This window comes from Chitinophaga tropicalis, assembly GCF_009758205.1.
Lineage (GTDB): Bacteria > Bacteroidota > Bacteroidia > Chitinophagales > Chitinophagaceae > Chitinophaga > Chitinophaga tropicalis.
This window is the reverse complement of record NZ_WRXN01000007.1, coordinates 115,200-135,816: the sequence shown is the minus strand read 5'-3', so window position 1 is coordinate 135,816 and position 20,617 is coordinate 115,200. Positions and strand designations below refer to the sequence as shown.

Annotated in this window: 14 protein-coding genes; 9 read left to right on the top strand and 5 right to left on the bottom strand. The window is 43.5% G+C overall.

The window, feature by feature from the left end; all coding sequences use genetic code 11:
• Positions 1 to 5 precede the first annotated feature (5 nt).
• The 3 genes from GO493_RS17170 to GO493_RS17160 all read right to left on the bottom strand — a co-directional run bounded on the left by GO493_RS17170 (position 6) and on the right by GO493_RS17160 (position 4,426).
• Positions 6 to 1,358: a glycosyltransferase family protein gene (locus GO493_RS17170; RefSeq protein ID WP_157307451.1), complete on the bottom strand. Its 1,353-nt coding sequence runs from the start codon at positions 1,356 to 1,358 to the stop codon at positions 6 to 8.
• Entirely contained in the window at positions 1,355 to 2,773 is a 1,419-nt protein-coding gene (locus GO493_RS17165; RefSeq protein WP_157307450.1) for an FAD-dependent oxidoreductase, read from the bottom strand. The genes GO493_RS17170 and GO493_RS17165 overlap by 4 nt, the downstream gene beginning before the upstream one ends.
• Positions 2,774 to 3,217: 444 nt before the next feature.
• Positions 3,218 to 4,426 carry an alpha/beta hydrolase-fold protein gene (locus tag GO493_RS17160; protein WP_157307449.1) on the bottom strand — a complete coding sequence of 403 codons (1,209 nt, stop codon included), beginning with the start codon at positions 4,424 to 4,426 and terminating at the stop codon, positions 3,218 to 3,220.
• A gap of 801 nt (positions 4,427 to 5,227) precedes the next feature.
• Here GO493_RS17160 and GO493_RS17155 point away from each other — a divergent pair.
• From GO493_RS17155 to GO493_RS17130, 6 genes are all read left to right on the top strand, one after another.
• Positions 5,228 to 6,130, top strand: coding sequence for a TIR domain-containing protein (locus tag GO493_RS17155; protein WP_157307448.1), 903 nt, complete (start codon positions 5,228 to 5,230; stop codon positions 6,128 to 6,130).
• A 10-nt stretch (positions 6,131 to 6,140) separates the two neighbouring features.
• Complete coding sequence (locus tag GO493_RS17150; protein ID WP_157307447.1) at positions 6,141 to 6,803, top strand: TIR domain-containing protein; 663 nt, start codon at positions 6,141 to 6,143, stop codon at positions 6,801 to 6,803.
• Positions 6,804 to 6,827: 24 nt separating this feature from the next.
• The gene (locus GO493_RS17145; protein WP_157307446.1) at positions 6,828 to 7,523 is read left to right on the top strand and encodes a hypothetical protein; all 696 of its coding nucleotides are present in this window, start codon (positions 6,828 to 6,830) and stop codon (positions 7,521 to 7,523) included.
• Between the two features lie 2 nt (positions 7,524 to 7,525).
• Positions 7,526 to 7,843 carry a pYEATS domain-containing protein gene (locus GO493_RS17140; RefSeq protein WP_157307445.1) on the top strand — a complete coding sequence of 106 codons (318 nt, stop codon included), beginning with the start codon at positions 7,526 to 7,528 and terminating at the stop codon, positions 7,841 to 7,843.
• A 44-nt stretch (positions 7,844 to 7,887) separates the two neighbouring features.
• Complete coding sequence (locus GO493_RS17135) at positions 7,888 to 8,727, top strand: M1 family aminopeptidase (protein ID WP_157307444.1); 840 nt, start codon at positions 7,888 to 7,890, stop codon at positions 8,725 to 8,727.
• A 269-nt stretch (positions 8,728 to 8,996) separates the two neighbouring features.
• Positions 8,997 to 10,454 carry an RICIN domain-containing protein gene (locus tag GO493_RS17130; protein ID WP_157307443.1) on the top strand — a complete coding sequence of 486 codons (1,458 nt, stop codon included), beginning with the start codon at positions 8,997 to 8,999 and terminating at the stop codon, positions 10,452 to 10,454.
• 66 nt (positions 10,455 to 10,520) lie between these two features.
• Here the strand turns inward: GO493_RS17130 and GO493_RS17125 are convergent, their stop codons facing one another.
• Together GO493_RS17125 and GO493_RS17120 are read right to left on the bottom strand one after the other, a co-directional pair.
• Positions 10,521 to 14,882, bottom strand: a complete 4,362-nt coding sequence (locus GO493_RS17125; RefSeq protein WP_157307442.1) for a T9SS type B sorting domain-containing protein — start codon at positions 14,880 to 14,882, stop codon at positions 10,521 to 10,523.
• A gap of 28 nt (positions 14,883 to 14,910) precedes the next feature.
• Positions 14,911 to 15,834 carry a PorP/SprF family type IX secretion system membrane protein gene (locus GO493_RS17120; RefSeq protein WP_157307441.1) on the bottom strand — a complete coding sequence of 308 codons (924 nt, stop codon included), beginning with the start codon at positions 15,832 to 15,834 and terminating at the stop codon, positions 14,911 to 14,913.
• A gap of 214 nt (positions 15,835 to 16,048) precedes the next feature.
• On the opposite strand from GO493_RS17120, the gene GO493_RS17115 reads away from it, so the two are divergent.
• The 3 genes from GO493_RS17115 to GO493_RS17105 all read left to right on the top strand — a co-directional run bounded on the left by GO493_RS17115 (position 16,049) and on the right by GO493_RS17105 (position 20,610).
• Positions 16,049 to 18,346, top strand: coding sequence for a GH92 family glycosyl hydrolase (locus GO493_RS17115; protein WP_317165436.1), 2,298 nt, complete (start codon positions 16,049 to 16,051; stop codon positions 18,344 to 18,346).
• A gap of 58 nt (positions 18,347 to 18,404) precedes the next feature.
• Positions 18,405 to 19,865: a glycoside hydrolase family 28 protein gene (locus tag GO493_RS17110; protein ID WP_198315743.1), complete on the top strand. Its 1,461-nt coding sequence runs from the start codon at positions 18,405 to 18,407 to the stop codon at positions 19,863 to 19,865.
• 124 nt (positions 19,866 to 19,989) lie between these two features.
• Positions 19,990 to 20,610 (top strand): hypothetical protein, encoded by a 621-nt coding sequence (locus tag GO493_RS17105; protein ID WP_157307440.1) that lies wholly within the window; start codon positions 19,990 to 19,992, stop codon positions 20,608 to 20,610.
• Positions 20,611 to 20,617 lie beyond the last annotated feature (7 nt).

The window sequence follows — 20,617 nt, the reverse complement described above, 5'->3', positions numbered from 1 at the left end:
TTGATTTATTGTAATTGTTTAATGGTAGCGAGATGACTCAATCTTTTTATGTCTATAACAGATCCCAGTAAATCAAGTAACCGGAAAAACTGAAATATAAGGAGTGGAACAACCGGCGCCAATATCCTTTCCGCCTGACCAAAACCTACTATGAAGAACGTTAATAACAACCCGCCGGACGCGCCCAGTACAAAGATGTCCAGGTACAGGATGTTTCGTTTGATCAGTCCCGCATAAACCACGAAACCGGCTTGCAAAAGCATTAATACCCAAAGCATATATCCTTTTACAGAGAAGATGGTACTGTTCATAAAATTCAGGGCGTTCTCCAGTACATATCTATAGTATTCTTTTGTGCGCATTACATCCCCTATATATTTGTCAAGCTCTTTTCTTGTATAGCCATACTTACTGGAAGGAATTTCTGAGACGTAGTTCATGTTGGGATTATTGATATAAGGGAAGTTCCGATACTGTTGCTGGATAACATCATGATCGTTATTCAGGTAATAAATAGTATAATACACACCATTTTTTATACTGGAGTCTATCGCTGTAACCAGTTTCTTATCCGGAATATTCTTATAGACATTACTGGCAACCACATTGGCAAAATTGTTATCGTGGGTGACTGTCGATACAGCAAAACTACCATTCTGATAACTGTTCACCTGGCAGTAAACCAGCAATAGCACTATAGCCATTAAATATCCGGCTGACTCAGCATAGTATGAAGCAATGCTCCGTGCTGCCACTATTCTTATCAGCCAGATAAGGCCCAATACAACATACAGGTACAAACAGCCTGGCTTTAACAACACCATTACCACAATTCCCATATTCAGTAACCACGCCGTTATCCGTTGTGGCTTCTTTAGATAAAGGGAGAAAATATAGAGTAAGTTCACGTAACAGGTAATGAGCAGCGCCTCCGGAAAGATCGTATTGTTAAATGAATGCAACAGGGGCAGGCAGCCATATATCATACTGGCAATTAACGCGAGCTTCCTGCTGCACATCCACATTTTACACGTGAAATAAAAAGGAATGATACTCAGAAAGGAGCATATGCTCTGGAATATCACCATTGGAGGAAACGGGTCCCGTGGCCATAATACTGTGAACAGCTTCATTATAAGCGGATACACCGGCGGACGAAGAGGGTCGGCAATACCATGAAGGATACGCTCTGACGCATAAAAATAAGTGACGGTATCCGTGTCATAATATAAGGTCACGAGGTAGCTGCTCCTTATAATAAAACAGCATATCAGCAATAATACTATAGGACCATAGCGCTCATATCCTGCTGCAGCGTTATCTGCAACCCGGTATATTAAATGGGATTTTCTGCTCATTGTTTTGAAAGTCCGGTAGTCGTTACAATGTATGATTCCTGGTAAGTTTCATAATCTGTATTGATCCTGTGCAGCTGGTGTTGGGCTCCTTCCATAATATTTTCTGCTGCCAGTAATCCCATGAGAATGCTATGGTCCTGGTTATTATACTTAAAAGATCCATATCGTCCTATTACTGACAGGTTCTCAATGCCTGACAAATATTCTTCTATTGGTGACAGGATATATCTGTATCCTTTTTTATAAACAGGGTAGGAGCGATGGAGGCGAAGTACATAGTGATCTTCAATAGATGCAGCTTTTACCAGGTGGGTATTAATGATCTCTCTCTTTGCCAGTTCAGCCAGTTCTTCATCCGTGTTACGCCACATAGTATCTTCGTCATTACACCAATATTCGATAGCAAGTATCGTCTTGTTTTCTTCGTTATACAGCTGAGGTACCCAATTCCGGAAATTAGTGATCCTCCCCATTTTGAGATTTTCGGAGTGAACATATATCCAGTTGTCAGGGAAGAGATCTGTTTCATTTATCAACAGGTAAATGAGGATAGTATTCCTGTAACGCAGGCGGGCAGCCAGTTTTTTAATCCCCTCTGGCACTTCCGGCAGGCGTTCTACCATCAGGCTGTAGGGCATTGATGAAATAATATGATCGTATTCACAGAAAGTTCCATCTCCCAATTCTAATCCTATTACCTTTTCATTTACCGTTATGATCCTGTATACAGGACAATGCAGATGCACATTCCCTCCGTTAGCTTTTATACGTTCATGCATCCGGTCATATATCATTCCCGAGCCACCGGTAGGGTATGCAAATTCATCTACCAACGTTTTGTGTTTATTCCCCTTGCCTTGTAAAATTGCATTTTTGATGGCTTCATAGAGTGAGAGCCGCTTTATACGTTGTGCAGCAAAATCTGCATCCAGCTTATCGCAGGGAAGGCCCCACAGCTTTTCCGTATAACTCTTGAAAAATATTTCAAACAGCCGTTTGCCAAAACGTGACTGCACCCAGCTACTGAATGTGCCGGTATAACGCTTTTTAAATAACTGTTCCTTACAGTAACTTATTATACATCTTAAAGCTTCATAAAGGCCAAGGTTATGAAGTGCATTGAATACCCTGATAGGGTAGCTGAAAAATTTTCCTTTGTAGTAAATACGTGTAAGACGGTTTACCATCCTGTAATCTTTACCAGCTATTTCCAACCACAATGAGTTAACTTTTTTATCAGTGCTGAAAAAGCGATGTGGACCGATGTCAACTTTTTGATTCCACAATGCGATTGTGCAGGACATACCGCCAACACGGCCACTGGCTTCATACACATCCACCTTATAATTACTTTTAGATAGGACATAGGCTGCAGTGAGGCCAGCAGGCCCCGCTCCAATTATAGCAATTTTCATAACGAATTGGTTAATGGAGAAGAAATAACAAGAATTTGTTCACGGTCCAATTATTAGTTGCCTTCGCTTTCCTGGTTAGGGATGCCGCATTTCATAATCAGAGGAATTTATAATACTGGTCTTAGCTTCTGCACGCGGGTAATATCGCGTACAAAAGAAAGTTATCATTGTTAACAGCTACAGTAAGAGATAATTAAATTTAAAGGGAACTAATTTTTTGCATAATGATAATGAGGAGTTAATAGGCTTACAAATCTCTTCATTCTAATTCTCTAAACTAATATACTAATATTTTTATCGAATATTAGACAGGGTTAATCATATTTATTTGATGGTTATTTGTTGTTTGTTGGTTAATAGCTTAAATAAGGGTTATTAATGGATGAAAAATAGATGTCATGATGACAGTATTTATGTGAGGGGAAGATCAGTTTTTCCTGATCTTCATTTTCCTCCGTTAACTTTTTCTAGTTTTTCCTTCACCCACGGTACTGGTTTTATATTCATCGCCTGCTTCCAGTAACTAACGGCTTTCGTGGTATCTCCTGTAGCCATGTAATAATCCGCCATACTATCATACGTATTATAGCTACGGGGAAAATAGTCAATATTCAGCTGGAAGAACATTTGCGCTTTTGCATAATTCTTTTCAAAGAGGTGATGGTACCCAAGGTTATTAAATTCCCATTCATAAGGACGGACAGGATATCCCATTTCCTTTGTAAGCGCGTTGTAATGTCCGGTGATCAGTGTTTTCAGCGAATCGGTATTGCCTGATTTGTCCGTAAAAAGATAGGTAGGAAATACATTTTGACGGAAGATCAGCCGCAATGCATCATATGCAGCAATAAACGGAACAGATTTATGATGATCGTCTTCATAATATTTGTATCGCCATTTTAACTGGTTGTTGCCATGCCCTTTCAGCTTGTTTGCAAATTGAAGGATAGCGGTGGTATGTAAAGATCCCATTGCATTGTCTTTTCTGACCTGTATGGTGTCGAGATCTGCTTTCATGGTATGTGCAATAGCCAGGTAATAGTAGCCGTTGTTAAATTGATTGTGCTGAAGGAGGGCGTCAGCATTTGAAAGGATGCGGCTGTCATTCCAGAAGAGGCTGGGGTCTGAGGCTATATAAGCATTGAATAACCGGGGATGATGCAGCAGAGTATTTGTTACCAGCAACCCGCCCAGGGAATGTCCGAAAAGTATCCTGTAAGGCGCTGTAGGGTACTTGCTGTCAATATATGGGATCAGTTCTTTTTCCATGAATGCGGTGAATTGTTCTCCTCCTCCTGAATTGGGCATAGCGCTGTTTGCTGTGGGAGTAAGATCACGTGTACGATCAGTATTAAGTATACCCACAATGATCATCTGTGGAAAAGCCGTGTTCCCGTCTGTGCTCAATAGCTGCATCATAGTTTGAAAGGAAGCAAAGAAGTTATCACCGTCAAGTACATATAGCACGGGATAAGCAGGCTTTTCAAAATAGTTGGTATCTACACCGGGACTATATACCCATAAAATCCTTTTTTCTTTCAGAATACCGGAATTAATACTGTCCGGCTGACCAAAGGATACCAGGCCTTTAGGAGTCTGTGCATAGACAGCAAAGTGAAAGAGCAGGCACACAAAAAGGAACATCTTACTCATAAAAAGTTTTTATAAGTAAGATGAAGATATTTGAGAACTCTATTAAATATATGTGATGTAACCGTTTACAAATGTGACAGGATTTATGGTCAGGGGATTTTTCCTGTTTTTCGGTTGGCTTGTTCTTTACCGGATTTATTTTCTTGAAATTTGTTTCAGACCAGATTCAATTCATAACCCCCTAAACCGTATGATTCACGGGATCATTTTGGTATTATAGGATTGGATGAATTAGAGTTTTACTATGAACCAGTTCGTTTTGTTGAAACCGGAATTGTTCCACGCGACAGTAAGATTGTTGATCAAACCTGGGCTAAAGTGAACAAGAATGGTACTCCTTACAACTTATGGTTATTATATTACCAGTTTCTTCAAATGCTCCGGAGTGGTTTAAACATTGTTCCTTTGAGGGATATGCTTTTGAGAACGATAGTATAATAGGCAGTTAAACTGGAAATCAGGTTTTTTGAATATAGAATTTTTTGGAGAATAGAATTTACTGCTGTACCTTAATATTGTATTTAATCCCAATGACCATTTTTGATGTAAGACTGAGACGGCGGCAATACGTTAGGATACCAATACAAATACCTCTTAGCAAGAATATACCCCTTACTGGATTGATCACTGTGCTGAACGCATGAACCCCTGAAGATTAACAGGGAGTTGGAATGTCTTGTACCACACAATCATAAAGAATGAAAAGCACCTTTCTTATTAATTATCCCATAGAAAGATAATGGATAAAGTCATTATAGTATCCTGTAAAGAGATAGTGATCAATTAAATTCGAAAGTCAATATGCAAGCCTACAAACCCCGGATCTTCGTTAGTTGCATTTATAAACTCGAAAAAGACTCTCCTCAGAGAAGGATCAAAGATGAGACTATAAAACAGATCAGAAATGCCGGATTTGAGCCGCAGATCTTTATGGAAGCTGGCTTGGCAGAAGATATGGTATGGAATTTTGATACTGTTTATAGCATTTTAAAAAAGTGTGATGGTGCCGTTATCCTGGGCCTTGGCCGTTGGTCAATGTCAAATGAGAAGGAGAGCGCAAAAATACCGACAGAATATAACCACTATGAAGGTGCATTAGCTGCATCTCTGAAACTTCCCCTGCTCATACTGTCGGAAGAAGGCATTGCCGACCGTGGTATCTTTTATAATGGAGGGGGCTTCATTTATACTTCAATACCATCCACCGCAGATAATAACTGGTTTAATAATGATGAATATTTCATCGGGAGGTTTAATGCCTGGAAACGTGCCGTCAACAATCGGTTTCAGGTATTTCTGGGGTACTCCGGGGAAGCTAAAGATGTGGCTAACTCATTGGTCGCTTTTTTAACCAACAGACTGAATCTCAGGGTCAAAGAATATCGCGCAAACTTTGTTCAGGGCGGGACAATACTGGAAGAAATAGAAAACGCAGTAAACACGTGCCAGTGCGCTATTTTTCTATTTACAGCATCAGATAAACTTGAGAATAATGAGAACCAGGCTTCACCCAGGGACAACGTAATTTTTGAAGCCGGATACTTTATGAAGGCAAAAGGTAAAGAACGAGTTTTAATAATCAGGGAAGAGGGGACAAAAATGCCGGCAGACATAGGTGGTAACATTTATCTGCCGCTGAAGAACAGGAATGATATTTCAACCATAGCTGCAGACGTGCAATATTTCCTGGAAAACAGATTGTAAATAACTTGATATGCCTAATTACATTTACTTTCAGCATGATCAGAAACGTTTATTTGATAGATTCCCGGCGGATAGTGGAATTATTGGGGTGAGTGACTGGAGGGAGTATAATGGGAATCCACATAAATTGTTAAATATATTAAGCGAGTATAAACGGCCCGTACCTGCATCTTCCTGCCCACGTCTATTTATATCACACAGACAGGTAGATGATCACTATGCTTTGAGGATAGCCCAGTTAGCTGCTCATTGTAAATTCGAGTTTTGGGTAGATGTACTGGACCCCAGTCTTCGCAGCCTTGATGGTAACCGGAATTATACAAAGGAAGAGATCTCTGTTTTAACTGCATGCATTATAGAAATGGCGTTGATCAACTGTACACATGTCATTACTATTATGAGTCCCAATACCCGTGGCTCTCTTTGGGTGCCCTATGAATATGGGAGAATAACCGGAGCCTCGGGGGATTATGACAACGCCTGCGCATGGAGACATCCGTCCTTATTGAAAGAAGATCTGCCTGAATATATGGACCTGGGTATTGTTACATCTTCAGAGGCTGGAATAAAGCATTGGTTAAACGCAGAATATTCTTCCTGGATAAAAAAGGGAAGTATCGGAATATGTAATGCTGTCTGGAATCACGGAGATCAGCAGGAATTGCCTGATTAACTGATATTTTAATAGTTAATAACAATGAAAATATTCATCGGTTTTGGGTACAATGAGAATGATAAGTGGATAAAGGATCTTGTCATTCCACTCGTACAATCGTTCGATGCTACTGTCATAACAGGCGAAGATCTGCATGGACAAATTATATCGCAGGAAGTAACGAACCGTATTAAGGATGCGGATGGTCTGCTGGCCTTTCTAACCCCCAGAGAAGCCTTGGCTTCCGGAAAGTATACCACTCACCAGTGGGTAAAGGATGAATTGATAATCGCAATAAACAGTGGAATACCAGCTGTAGAGATAAGAGCGAACGAAGTAGAGGCACAGGGCGGAATTGCGGGCGACAGGCAACGTATAGAATTCAGTTTGGATAATAAAGCCAAACTTCTTGTGGACCTGGCAGGATTACTGTCTTTATGGAGACGGTCATTGAAGTCCAGGCGGTTTTTCTTGTTACCCCGGGATATTGTCCAGGATGCCCGCCCTTATATCAGGGGGGAAGACCTGAAATGCACTTATCAATTCATGCATGGCAGCAGGGAATCGCAGGTATATAAAGCGAAGCCATTCCGCTTCGGTCAGGGATTATGTGTAGATATCCGCCATGTACCTGCAGAAGACTGCCTGGTGCAGGTTACTTTAGCAGGCCCCCAATTTGAATGGTCTTCAAATTATGAATCAGTTCAGTTATTGTCTATTAATCTTCAAAAAAGTTAATCATGCCTACAAAGGATTCCAGATATAAAATTGATCAGGGATATGAATACCAGGGAGATGATTGGTGGGAATGGTGGATCTGGATTGAAGCAGATAAAGAAGACCTGGATATTGTTGATCATGTTATTTATACTTTGCATCCCACTTTCTATGAGCCGGTTCAGACAGTAAAAGATAGGGAAGAAAAGTTTAAGTTGTTAACAGAAGGTTGGGGAACATTTACAATTCACGCTAAAATTGTTCTGCAGGATAGTACCGAAATTCCCCTGAAGCACAAGCTGCATCTGGCGTATCCGGATGGAAGCGAAAATACTGAATGATCAGTTATGACCTGATACAATATTTCATCAGTAAAATACCACTTATGGCTAACTTTTTAATTGTCGGCAGTTGGAAAGAGAGAGGACGTAATTATTTTCATTATTCCTCGCCTGTACCAATCCCGTTCCGGTTCGCAGTTTCCTCAGGGGAGTATGCAGTTAAAAGGGCATCACAAAACGGTATTGCTATCGAAGTATATTATCATCCAACGCATCATGAGAATGTATATCATTTAATAGCAGAAGCTAAGAATACAATTGCCTATTGTGAGGAAAACTTCGGGAAATACCCATTCAGATCTATCCGCTTTGCCGAGATATCAGGCTTTACAGAAGGCTTTGCTGCTACTGCTTATCCTGCTGCTGTTTTTATGAGTGAAGCAATGACCTTTCATGCAGATATAAGAAAGGAAAGGCGGCGGGATGTGATCAATGAGCTGGCTGGTCATGAGCTTTCTCATCAATGGTGGGGTACGGCACAGATAGCGCCGGATGACAGGGAAGGTGCTGCTATGCTTACCGAAACTCTGGCTATGTATACTGAACTGATGCTTTTTAAAAGGGCGCACGGTATTGAAGCTGTGAAAAAAATAGTAGCTATGCATCAGGAGATTTATGAAAGAGGGAAGGGGTATACTACAGAAGAACCATTATATAAAGTAAAGCCGGGTAACGTTCATATTTCATATAATAAGGGGCTTGTTGCCATGTATCAGTTATACGAACTGATAGGAGAAGAAAAAGTAAACCTGGCATTAAAACAGTTTATTTTCCGCTATAGTTTTCCCAATTATCCACCCGCAAGCATAGATCTGATAAATGAGTTTTTATCAGTCAGTGATACTTCTTTCCATAAACAAATTAAGAAGATATTTATGCAGTAAAGAAAATCTTCAGCTGCGCGCAGCGCAAAAATCCCCCGCAAGAAAAGAGTTTTGCCATCGGCAAAACTCTTTTCTTGCGCAGCCCCTCCCATACTGCCAAAATAAAATTTTGCAAACTCAATCGGAGTATTTAAATTTAAATGTAAATCTTACATTTAATAAAAGTAACCTGTCGTAGCACTAGTGAGCAAAAGAGAAAACCTTTAATAACAGTAGAACAATGATGCCAACCCGGTAACATCTTAACATTTACTATAAAAATTTCACGTATGAAAAGAAAGATCCCATTTCTTGGCATGGTAATGCTTTTCTGTGCCTGTAAAAAAGACACGCAGGAAAAACTGCTAATCCCCTCCTCAGCAGAGGTTGCAGTAGCCGTCGCCTCAGCCGATTTTAAAGGCGTTAACTGGGCCGATACCCGCGACAATTTCGCAGATGATGAACTCATCCTCTCCGGAACTACTTCATCAGATACCTACACCTCTATTCAAACTAAAGCCGACAACATATTGACCGGCTTCCAGAACGCCGGCGCCAACACAGTCCGCCTGCCCGTTAACCCACCAACAGTATTGAATGCCTGGTGGAAGATCTATAAAGGCAGCATAGACAAAGCCGCTTCAAAGAATATGAAAGTATTACTGGGGTACTGGGAAGGCTCCTCTTCCCGGAACGGAACGATCGACAACACAACCACCTTCTGGCAAATGTGGGACACAATCGTAGCCACTTACCGTTCCAACTCCCTGATCTATTTCGAGGTCTTTAATGAACCTCATGGTTACAACTCTGCAGATCTGAGAACCATATATAACCAGTTTATAACCAGGTATCCCGGCGTACCTAAGAACAGGTTCGTACTGGATGGCCTCGGCTATTCCACAGACGTAAATACAATAGGCGCCGATACCCGCTTTGACAGTTGCTTACTTTCCTTCCACGACTACACCTGGTTTGAAAGCAGCAAAACAACAACGGCCGATTGGGAACAACCGGTAAAATCATTGGCATACCCAACAAGGACCATTGTAACTGAATTTGGTACGGTGATGACAGATGGCACAAACTATACCGGAGCGCCAGGTTCCAACATAAACAACACCTACCTGCAGGGCATGACCAATTCCTTACATGACCTGGGCGTAGGCGGTATTTACTGGCCCGGACTGAGGACCGGCGATAGCTATGGCATGTTTACACTGAATGGTACAACGCTTACAACAAATAATAACTCCGGACTAACCAGGCTGAAATACGCATGGGGCACAGGAACTATCACCCCTCCCTATGCTTCCTTTACTGCCGGCGCTTATTACAAAGTGATCAATAAAAAAAGCAGTAAAGCGCTTGAAGTGAATGGACAGTCAACAACCAATGGTGCCACGATCGACCAGTGGGACTACTGGGCCGGAAACAACCAGCAATGGTCTTTCAACGCACTGGGAAGTAATTACACTTCCATTATTAACAGGAACAGCGGAAAGGCGCTGGATGTTAACGGACAGTCTACAACTGCAGGAGCGGGAATAGTACAATGGGATTACTGGGGTGGAAATAACCAGCAATGGCAGATAATAGATATAGGCTATGGTTATTACAAGATATTGAACAGGAACAGTGGTTTCTCCCTGGATGTAAATGGTCAGTCAACAGCTAACGGAGGCAGCATTATCCAGTGGAACTGGAACAGCGGCGCTAACCAGCAATGGCAGATCACAGCACTATAGTATAATTGAATTAAAAAAAGAAAGCCAGCAGGAATGCTGGCTTTTTATGTTTCTCCATATCCATCACTAGTCACGGATGATAGTGATAAAACCTTTAACCGGCTTGTTACTGCCGCTGATAGTCAGGACATAATAATATGTTCCCTGGGCAAGCGGCCTACCGTCAACAGTACCTCCCCAGTTATTGCTGTAATTTCTCTGGCGGTATACCATACGGCCGCTACGGTCGTAAATAGTAACCTCATTGTCCGGATAGCTTTCAAGGTTACGGACAACCCATTTGTCATTAATGCCGTCACCGTTCGGAGTAATTACATTGGCGGCATGTATTTCGGGATCATCGTTTGTATCGTTTACACTGATGCTGATTAATGCTGTGCTGCTGCAACCATTGGTAGTAGTACCTGTTACTTCGTAAGTGGTATTTACCATAGGCTTTACTTTTAGTGTGGCATGTACCCGGTCGCCAATAATGCCGTCTGCATCTGTCCAGCTATAGCTATCAGCTCCGCTGGCTGTCAGGTTAAGGGTTTGCCCTTTGGTAATAACTGCCCCGCTGTCAGTGCTGATAGTTACTACCGGCAAACTGTTTACCGTCAGTGCAAATGTCCGGCTGAAAGCATCTATACCACCGTTGGCAGTGCCTCCGTCGTCTTTTATACTTACACTAATGTTGCTTGTACCATCTGCGCCTGGCTGTAGACTGTAAGACAGTTTCCCTGCTGCATCAATAGTAAGGGTAGTGAAATAATTCCTGTCTGCACTTACAGTCAGCGTTACCGCCTGACCGCCTTCTGTTGCAGAAACACCTGTCAGTTGTATGGTTTGGACGGCAGCAGTATAACAGATGGCCTGATCGTTTATAATGTCAAACGCAGGCGCCTGGTTTATGAAGTTGAGCTGAATAACAAATGCCTCTTCAATATACAGCCCGTTGTTATCTGTAGCTCTTATCCTTACATTATAGACCGTTTTAGTCTGCGTGCTCAGCACCGCTGCTGTTTGCAGCTGATTACTGCTCAGGAGGAAAGAGTTATTATCATCACTGCCGGCGCCGGTCACCAGCGTGTAAGTAAAGGTGGCTCCAGGCTCGTTGGTTACGGTAGACAGGTTGCCGACTAATGTTCCCACGGCGCTTCTTTCATTAATAACGGTATTGTCTATATTGATGTCAGTAGGAGGCAATGGTACAGTTGTTACGTTAATGTTCACAGTGCCTGTCTGACTGGTATTGAGACCATCACTCACAGTTATGCCCAGTGTTACAACTGTTCCCGTCTTACTGTTAAGGATAACACTGTCCTTGACAGAGATCACCCCTGTAGTAGCATTAATAGCAAAAGCACCGCCGGAATTATCTGAGGTGATAGTCCAGTTTTGTAAAGTACCAAAGGTCTCCGTAGCTGCAGGGGTGCCTACTGTTGTTCCTGTAGTACTGTACTGGCGGGCAGTGAATGTCTGACCTGCATTGATAACAGGTGCTGTAATATCTGCAGCAGCGCTGATAGTATTACTTGCATTGTTCCCGTTCTGACCAACATTTACTGTTGTATTTGCCGGTAAAGCAATGGATACGGTACCATCGGCAGCCGGTGTAACCTTTATGGTGTAGGTAGTATTACCAGAGGTCTGTAAGTCGCTGGCTGTTCCGTTCACAACTGTAAAGTCTGTAGCTGCAAGCCCGGTAACTGCTTCCGTGAAAGCAACTGTTACAATGAATGGTGTGTTTAAAGGCGAAACAGCAGTAGTGGATAATGTTACATCAGGATGAGCCGTATTGATGAATATACCACTCGGGTCAGCTACATTGTTAAGTACCAGGAGGGCATAGTTGCCGGCTGCATCCTGGATATGTCCGCCACCACCTAAAGAAATACCTGCATCAAGGGAAATACCATCTGTATCCATATCTCCGTCCTGTACAGTATAACTGAACGTCAGGGTATTGGTGCCGGAACCACCGCTGAATGTTGCAGGTACAGCGGTTGAGTCCAGGTTGATAGCCATGTATGGAACGCCTGCTGTCGTATCTACAATTACCGCTTCACTGTAATGTACAGTGAAAGTGAGTGTACGGTTTGTATTATAGTACCCGCTTGCCGGAACATCCACCTTTGTTACTGCCGGATCTGTAAGATCGGCCATCACATTGATAGACCCTGCTGGGGCGTTATTACCGTTTAACCCTATATTCAGGGCTGCGCCGGCAGGCAGTGATACGCTCACGGCGCCATCAGAATCCGGCGTTACTTCTACGGTATAGTGAATGCCATCTGTTGATTGTGGCTCGGTAACACTTGCATTGGTCAGTATAAAATCTGACCCGGTAAAATCAGTTACTTCCTCAGTAAAATCAATATTGACCGTAAATGATGCAGTTACTACCGTTGTAGCTGTGGATAGTGTTACATCCGGATGTGTGGTATTAACAAATATTCCGCTTACAGGATCAGCATTATTAAGATGCAGATCTGCATTGTTGCCCGCCTGGTCTGTAATGCCGCTGTTGTCCGGTATTATTTCAGTTCCTGTAAAGGCTATGCCATCCATATCCATATCACCATCCTGCACCTGGTAACTGAAAACAAGGGTATTGCTGCCGGAGCCGCTGATATAAGCTGCAGATACAGTTTTATTACCTATTGTAAGAGGAAGAGATGCTGCATTGACAGTCACATCTTCACTGAAGTATACAGCGAAGTAGAGGGTCTGGGTAGCGTTATAATAACCGGGACTTGATACGTAGACCTGTGTCACAGCTGGCGGAACATTATCAACAGGTATCGTTAAAATATTGGACATCTCATTATCATTAACCCCGGTAACTGTATTCTCCGGTAAGTAAATGGTAAGATCAGCCCCTGTTACCTGCGGAAGTGTTACTTCAATTGTCATGGTTGATGCATCAACAGCCGTAATATTGGAAATAACGGCGTCGGGAATGCCTGACAGGATGAAATCAGTTGCGTCCAGCCCTGATATTGCTTCTGAAGCTGTCAGCGTGAATGTAAAGGTGCTGGTAGTTACCTTTGCCGGCCCACTGAGACTGATTGTCGGATGTATACCATTCACATACCCTATCGTAGCAGAAGGAATAGCCAGAATGGCCGGATTATTGGCAATATCAGTTATAACGCCGCCATTCAATATAACATTGGTCCCGGGCAAAATAACTACATTGTCATTATCTCCCTCCTGTACGGTATAGGAGAATGTTAGCTGATTAGTGCCGCTGCCGCTCTGGTAGCTCACGGTTTCGGTCCTGCCACCTATTGTGAGGGGAATTGTAGGAGTGCCGGTAACGGTAACAGGTTCAGAGAACTCCAGTATAAAGGCCAGCGCCTCTGAAAGTTTATATGTTCTGGCTGCAGGAGGAATAACGGATGAAATGGCCGGCGCTGTAATATCAGCTGTTACTGTAAGTACGTTTGATGCGGAGTTGACATTTGTTGCAAAATTTTCAGCCTGCCCTGCTGGCAAAGAAATATTGATGACCCCATCTGAAGAAGGGGTGATAGCAAGTTGATAAGTGGTATTGTCACTGGTACTCAGGATGGATGTTGCATTAGTTATACTGAAACTTCCTGCTGAAAGCCCGGATACCTCCTCACTGAAAACAGCCGTTACATTAAAAGAACCGTTAACAAGGACCGGGGCTATAGTAGACAGTGCAACGGAGGGTAGGTGGGTACTTACCTTTACGCCGCTGGTACTGCCAACATTATTTAACTGGGTCGGCGCATTATGTCCTGCCACATCCTTGATAACGCCGGTATTAGCTGTTATGCTGCTGCCCAATGTAACCCCATCAATATCTTCATCCCCATCGGCTGCTGTATACCTGAAAACCAGGTTCTGGGTACCACTGCCGCTCAGGTAAGTAGCCTGTACTGAGCGGCTGCCTACTGTCAATGGCAGGGAAGGAGGATCTGTGGTATTGACCACTACATTCTCATCATAAGTGACTGTAAAGTCGAGGTCTTGCCCCAGTTTGTAATATTTACCGGTGGGAGGAGAGACTGACTGGAGAGTGGGAATAGAAGCGTCAACAGTTATAGCCAATGTGTTGGATGGTAGTAAGTTAAGGTCTCCGGTGGCAACACTTGTTACAGTATTTGACCCAATGAACATATTTAATGTCTTCGGGGTTGAACTGAATGTTGTTATTGTAAAGGTATATGTGGTCGGACTGAGTTTTGTTGCGTTACTTATCGTAACGTTCAGCACATTCACATCACTTACGCTGAACCCCGTTATTTCTTCACTGGCAGTTACCTGGAAGGTGTAAACACCACCGGAAATTGCTATGGGGCCTGTTAATGTTAAGGCAGGGCCTAAATCGGTATTGGAAGGTGTACCCGCCTTGCCTGGCACAAAGCATAAGAAACATGCAAATGCTAAAAGCAGCGTTTTAAAATACTGTTTCATATAAATAGGTAAGGGATAATAGGATGAATTATCGGAATAGGTGGATAGTTGCTCCAATTTCGTAAGTACCGTCAACATAGGTCTTAATACCTCCGGTCTGGCTGTTGTACAGCGCCTGTATAGCTACTGTCCTCAATACGTTCACCCCTATGCCGGCAGTCACGCTTTTTGAGGTATGATACATGGCCATTACGTTAGCCAGGTTGTCCAGGCAGGTCACATTTACCCCTATGTCCACGATATTGTCATATCCTTTTACCCCCCGGTAACAAAGTTTGGGTTCTATACTGCTGATGGCGCTTTCCGTTATGAATTTATAGGATGCGGCTGTGAAGAAGACATTACCGCCATCTACACCCTTGTCAGTCCCGGTAAACAATCCCCGGAGATTGGGAATAGACCCCTGCAGGTTTAAATGACCATCGGTATAGGCCATCCCATACGAGGCCTCAAAGTAGTCGTCCCGGCGGTTAAATGTACCTATGGAAGGGTCGTTCACCTCCCCGTCCACATCTTTGGTACTCAGCCTTTCCACATTCCAGGCCAGGGAAAGCCCGAAACTGAGCTGCTGCCCCCATTCACTCAATGGCAAATGATAGGCATATGTCAGCGCCACACGGGTCCGGTTCAGTAAACCCGCTTTATCATTAAATATATTAAGACCAACACCTACCCGTTTACCCATAGCATAATCCGCCGTCAGGAATTGGGTGACAGGAGCTCCGTCTATTTTACTCCACTGATTACGGTAGGCGGCATTTATATGAAGCCCGGTATCCACTCCGGCCATCGCCGGGTTAGCCAGGTACTGGTTCTGAAAATACTGGGTACCTGACGGCTCCAGTAAAGCGGGGGTAGTACCGAGTGATTGTGCCTTGCTGTGCACCGGCAGCAAAAAAAGCCCCGATAGTAACAACAGCAGGTAGGTGCAGGTATAGGATCTGATACACATGATGTTCTTGATTAGTGGGTGCAAAGAGAAAGCTTTCAGCATAAAATGACAAAAAACAGGTATCGACAAAGTGTATACATGTTGAAAATTGTTGATAATAAATTTGTTATGCAAGATGCCGGCAGAGGGCATGTCACCCCCAAACCGGAAAATGTGACTACCTCTTAGTGCAGATAAAAAGTATCTTGTGCAATAATTAAATACAGTGAACCACGTGCACAGACTATCAATGACTATAAGAACTTTCATTTTCCTTATTGTATTTATATACCCGGCTACCCGGACCTCAGCCCAGGATCTGACCCGCTATGTACAGCCGCTGGCCGGAACGGCCGCCGCCACCACAGCATCAGCCCTCAGGCACGGAGAATCCACTGAGCTCCTTGCCAATACCATCCCGGCAGTCACCATGCCTTTCGGAATGACGCAATGGACACCTCAAACGCAGCTGACAGAAAAGAAATGCCTGGCGCCCTATTATTACAGGGATACGATCTTCAAAGGCATACGGGGTTCTCACTGGTTAAGTGGTTCATGTACACAGGATTATGGAAGCTTTACCGTAATGCCGCTCACCGGCGCCCTGAAAACGACCGGTTATGGCGTCAGGTTTAAACATACAGATGAGAAAACCACACCATATGAATATCGGGTCAACCTGCAGGATCAAAACCTCCTGGCTGCCGTTACTGCCACACCCCGTTGTGGCATAATGCAGTTTACAATGGAAGAAGCAGGTAACCTGTACCTGCTCATCACCCCCAACAGTGACTATAACGAAGGATTTATAAAAATAGACACCGGAAAGAACGAGATCTATGGATACAATCCCGCCCACCGCATCTACCAGGGCTGGGGAAAAAAAGCCGGTTTCAGCGGGTACTTTGTCATCCGCTTTGAAAAAATGGCGGAAAGCAAAGGCACATTTGCGGGAGATAAAATATTCAGCGCAGACAGCATCATGAACCAGCCGGGAATAGGTGCTTATGCAGGTTTCAGAATGGCACGGGGAGAGAAGCTGATCCTCCGTATCGGCACCTCCTTTACCGGTTTTGATGGCGCCAGGAAAAACCTGGACACAGAAACCGCTGCAATTAACTATGAAACAGCCGTAAATAACAGTAAGGCGGTATGGGAAAAGACACTGGGCCGGATCAGGGTAGAAACAGACAACGAACAGGACAAAGAGATCTTCTACACATCATATTACCACGCCATGCAGCAACCCCGCCTGTTCAGCGATGTAGATGGCCTCTATCCCATGTTTGCAACAGATTATAAGAATGCACAGCTGTCAAAGGGAGCCTATTACGATGATTTTTCCATGTGGGATATTTACCGCGCACAGATACCCCTGTTCGAAATACTCTCACCATCTCTCATAAATGACCTGGTCAGCTCTCTTGTGCTCAAAGGAAAGCAGGGCGGCTGGATGCCCATCTTCCCCTGCTGGAACAGCTACACATCTGCAATGGTAGGAGACCATACCGTTTCCGTGATCAGCTCAGCCTACCTGAAAGGTATACGTGACTATGATGCAGAAGAGGCTTACGGAATAGTAAGACGTAACGCTTTTGAATTGCCGGCCAATAAAGAGGAATACCTTGACGGAAAAGGCAGAAGGGCTTTGACCAGCTACCTGAAATATCATTACATCCCTCTGGAAGACAGCGTAAAAGATGCCTTCCACAAACAGGAACAGGTAAGCCGTACAATCGAATATGCCTACGATGACTATGCACTGGCACAGTTTGCAAAGGCATTGAACAAAAAAAGCGACTACTACATGCTCATCAAAAGAGCCGGATATTATGCCAATGTATTTGATAAAAAAACAGGTATGGTACGTGCACGCCATGCAGATGGCAGCTGGATAACGCCCTATTATCCTGATACCCGGGTCAGCTATATCACAGAAGGTACGCCAAGACAATATACCTTCTATGTTCCGCAGGATGTAAAGGGACTGGCAAAGCTCATGGGCGGGGCAAACAAACTGGAATCTTCGCTTGACAGCCTCTTTATAAAGAATGAATACTGGCACGGTAACGAGCCAGGGCACCAGATCCCTTTTATGTATAACTACACAGCATCCCCCTGGAAAACACAGCAACGGGTACGCAAGATACTGGCAGAAGAATATAGCAGCGGTCCCGGCGGATTGGGAGGAAACGACGACGCCGGACAAATGTCTGCCTGGTACATTTTTGCTTCAATGGGCTTCTACCCGGTAGATCCTGTAAGTGGTGAGTACATACTCTGCACACCTGTATTTGACAAAGTATCTTTAAGCCTTCCCAACGGGAAGACGTTTCAGATCATTTGCCACCAGACAGGCAGGTCCGCCGGATACATCTCCCGCGCTACCTGGAACGGAGCGCCATACACCAATAATTTTATAACTTACAATAACATAATGCAGGGCGGGACATTAGAGCTATATCTGCAGGATACTCCTGACAAGGTATGGGGCAGCAAAACAGTGAACCAACCCGGAAAGATGGCTAAATAACTTATTTGGCCCGCCGCAGGCGGCCAAACCAAACTGATATACTACCATTAATGAACTGATGATGTTTAAATTCCTGTTTCTGACTTTTTTTTGCGGCGCTGTTTTTATACAGGCTAAAGGACAATCTGTTTTCAACATTGCAGACTATGGTGCAAAGAATGATGGTACCACCAATAATGCGGTGGCTATCCAAAAGGCAATAGACGCCTGCGCCGCAGCCGGAGGCGGTAAAGTACTGGTGCCAGCAGGTGGTACATTCCTGACAGGCCCGTTCGAATTAAAATCCAATATCACATTTGAAGTAGGCAACAACGCTAAGCTGTTAGCCAGCCCTGACGAAAGCTTATATACACAAAGCGCTTTCAGGGAAAATAAAGGCGAAGGCACCATGTGGATAAGCGGGCATAACCTGGAAAACGTAACCATCTGTGGGGCCGGTACCCTTGACGGTAACGGTATCTCATTCATGGGTAAAGAACTGGACGATTCATATGAACTGAAACCATTTGATATTGTTGATCCACGTCCTCACCTGCTTACTATCATAGGCGGCAGGAATATCCGTATCCGCGATCTCACTATCCGTAACTCCGCTTACTGGACAGTACACCTGGTAGGTTGTGACGATGCCGCTATAGATAACATCACATTATTGAACAGCCTCAAAGTACGTAACAGTGATGGTATTGATGTAGATCATAGCAAGAATGTACGTATCAGTAATAGTTATATTGAATCGGGGGATGATTGCATCTGCCTGAAAAACCGCCGTGAATTTGCTGAATTCGGCGTTTGCGAGAATATAACGGTGAACAATTGTACCATGACCTCCCGCTCCTGTGCCGTAAAGATAGGATCAGAGAATATGGACAGTATCCGTAACGTGGTGTTTAACAATTGTATCATCACTGAATCAAACAGAGGTATAGGTATACAGAACAGGGACGAAGGCACAGTCACCAACGTTATCTTCTCCGATATCATTGTTGATTCACACCTGTTCTCCGACGTATGGTGGGGTAAGGCGGAACCCATCTACGTAACAGCGTACCGCCGTGCTACAGCCAATCATAAAGATGCTGGCTGGCGTTTACCCAAAGGACAGAAAGAAGGAAAGGTTGGTAAAGTATGCAACATCAGCTTCCGGAATATTCAATGTATCAGCGAGAACGGAATATACGTAAGTGCAGAATCGGCAGATAAAGTAAGTGATATCTATTTTGACCAGGTAAGTGTTAACATCGCCAAAACCACCGCTATCCCCGGCGGAAGCTATGACAGGCGCCCAAGCAATGCCGACCCATTTGTACAGGGAAGCACCGCTGCTTTTTACCTGGACAATGCAACAGGTATCACTATACGTAACAGTTCAGTAAAATGGGGAATTAATCCGCCGGCTTACTATACCCATGTGGTGGAAGCGCATAAAGTCGTAGATTTAAAGATCAGTCAGCTGGATGGTCATTCAGCTTTCCCCGGTAAGGTAAAAGACCAGCAGATTGATAACGTGCTGAAGTAGTGCGAAGTCTTTGATGGATGGAAATAAAAAGAATCGCTTTCAAGTTAATGAAAGCGATTCTTTTTATTTCCAGTGATTAGTGGATACAGGAAGTTATTATATTAGGGTAATTTAATTTTAATGCATGGATGAATATCAACTGAAGATTATCTTTTTTCATGAACTGGGGCATTTCATAGCTCATGTTATGAATCAGAAATATCTGGATGGGCTGGGAGTCGAAGAAATGAAAATTTTCTCCAGACCTATGGATGGCTATAATGGATATATCAAATTAATTAGACCGGATGGCTATGTTGAAGGTAATGTAATACCTATAGACCGGTTGTCGCAGCATCTGGCATCACTTACATATGGCTGCCTGTTTCAGTCATATTATGAGAGTGAGAAAGTTAACAAAGACGCCCCGGAAAGAGGGCTGGAGGTTTTTGATTCCTGTTTAGGTAAGAGAGCTGGTTGTGATGATGTTAATAAATGGCGTGCAGCACTAGATAATTGCAATAAGGGCCATTATGCGGGCGATGTCGCTGAAATGGAGAGCGATTATTTTTTATCATTACTTAAAGATAAGGTCCTGGAGGATTTTATGCAGATTGATCCGGTAAAATACCTGGTCAAAGATGAATTTGGTGATTATACGGGAGAAACAGGAAAATTGACTACCAATCTTCAGATTGCTATAGATAAGCACAGTCGTCTGTACCTGACGTTGATTGACAGATACAAACATGTTTTAGAAATCTAAGGTAGTG

Bases quoted from the DNA above. Each gene is read 5' to 3' on its own strand.
- GO493_RS17150 (WP_157307447.1), top strand. From the start codon at position 6,141: ATGCCTAATTACATTTACTTTCAGCATGATCAGAAACGTTTATTTGAT.
- GO493_RS17165 (WP_157307450.1), bottom strand. From the start codon at position 2,773: ATGAAAATTGCTATAATTGGAGCGGGGCCTGCTGGCCTCACTGCAGCC.
- GO493_RS17170 (WP_157307451.1), bottom strand. From the start codon at position 1,358: ATGAGCAGAAAATCCCATTTAATATACCGGGTTGCAGATAACGCTGCA.
- GO493_RS17140 (WP_157307445.1), top strand. From the start codon at position 7,526: ATGCCTACAAAGGATTCCAGATATAAAATTGATCAGGGATATGAATAC.
- GO493_RS17125 (WP_157307442.1), bottom strand. From the start codon at position 14,882: ATGAAACAGTATTTTAAAACGCTGCTTTTAGCATTTGCATGTTTCTTA.
- GO493_RS17130 (WP_157307443.1), top strand. From the start codon at position 8,997: ATGAAAAGAAAGATCCCATTTCTTGGCATGGTAATGCTTTTCTGTGCC.
- GO493_RS17105 (WP_157307440.1), top strand. From the start codon at position 19,990: ATGGATGAATATCAACTGAAGATTATCTTTTTTCATGAACTGGGGCAT.
- GO493_RS17160 (WP_157307449.1), bottom strand. From the start codon at position 4,426: ATGAGTAAGATGTTCCTTTTTGTGTGCCTGCTCTTTCACTTTGCTGTC.
- GO493_RS17145 (WP_157307446.1), top strand. From the start codon at position 6,828: ATGAAAATATTCATCGGTTTTGGGTACAATGAGAATGATAAGTGGATA.
- GO493_RS17155 (WP_157307448.1), top strand. From the start codon at position 5,228: ATGCAAGCCTACAAACCCCGGATCTTCGTTAGTTGCATTTATAAACTC.
- GO493_RS17135 (WP_157307444.1), top strand. From the start codon at position 7,888: ATGGCTAACTTTTTAATTGTCGGCAGTTGGAAAGAGAGAGGACGTAAT.
- GO493_RS17110 (WP_198315743.1), top strand. From the start codon at position 18,405: ATGATGTTTAAATTCCTGTTTCTGACTTTTTTTTGCGGCGCTGTTTTT.
- GO493_RS17120 (WP_157307441.1), bottom strand. From the start codon at position 15,834: ATGTGTATCAGATCCTATACCTGCACCTACCTGCTGTTGTTACTATCG.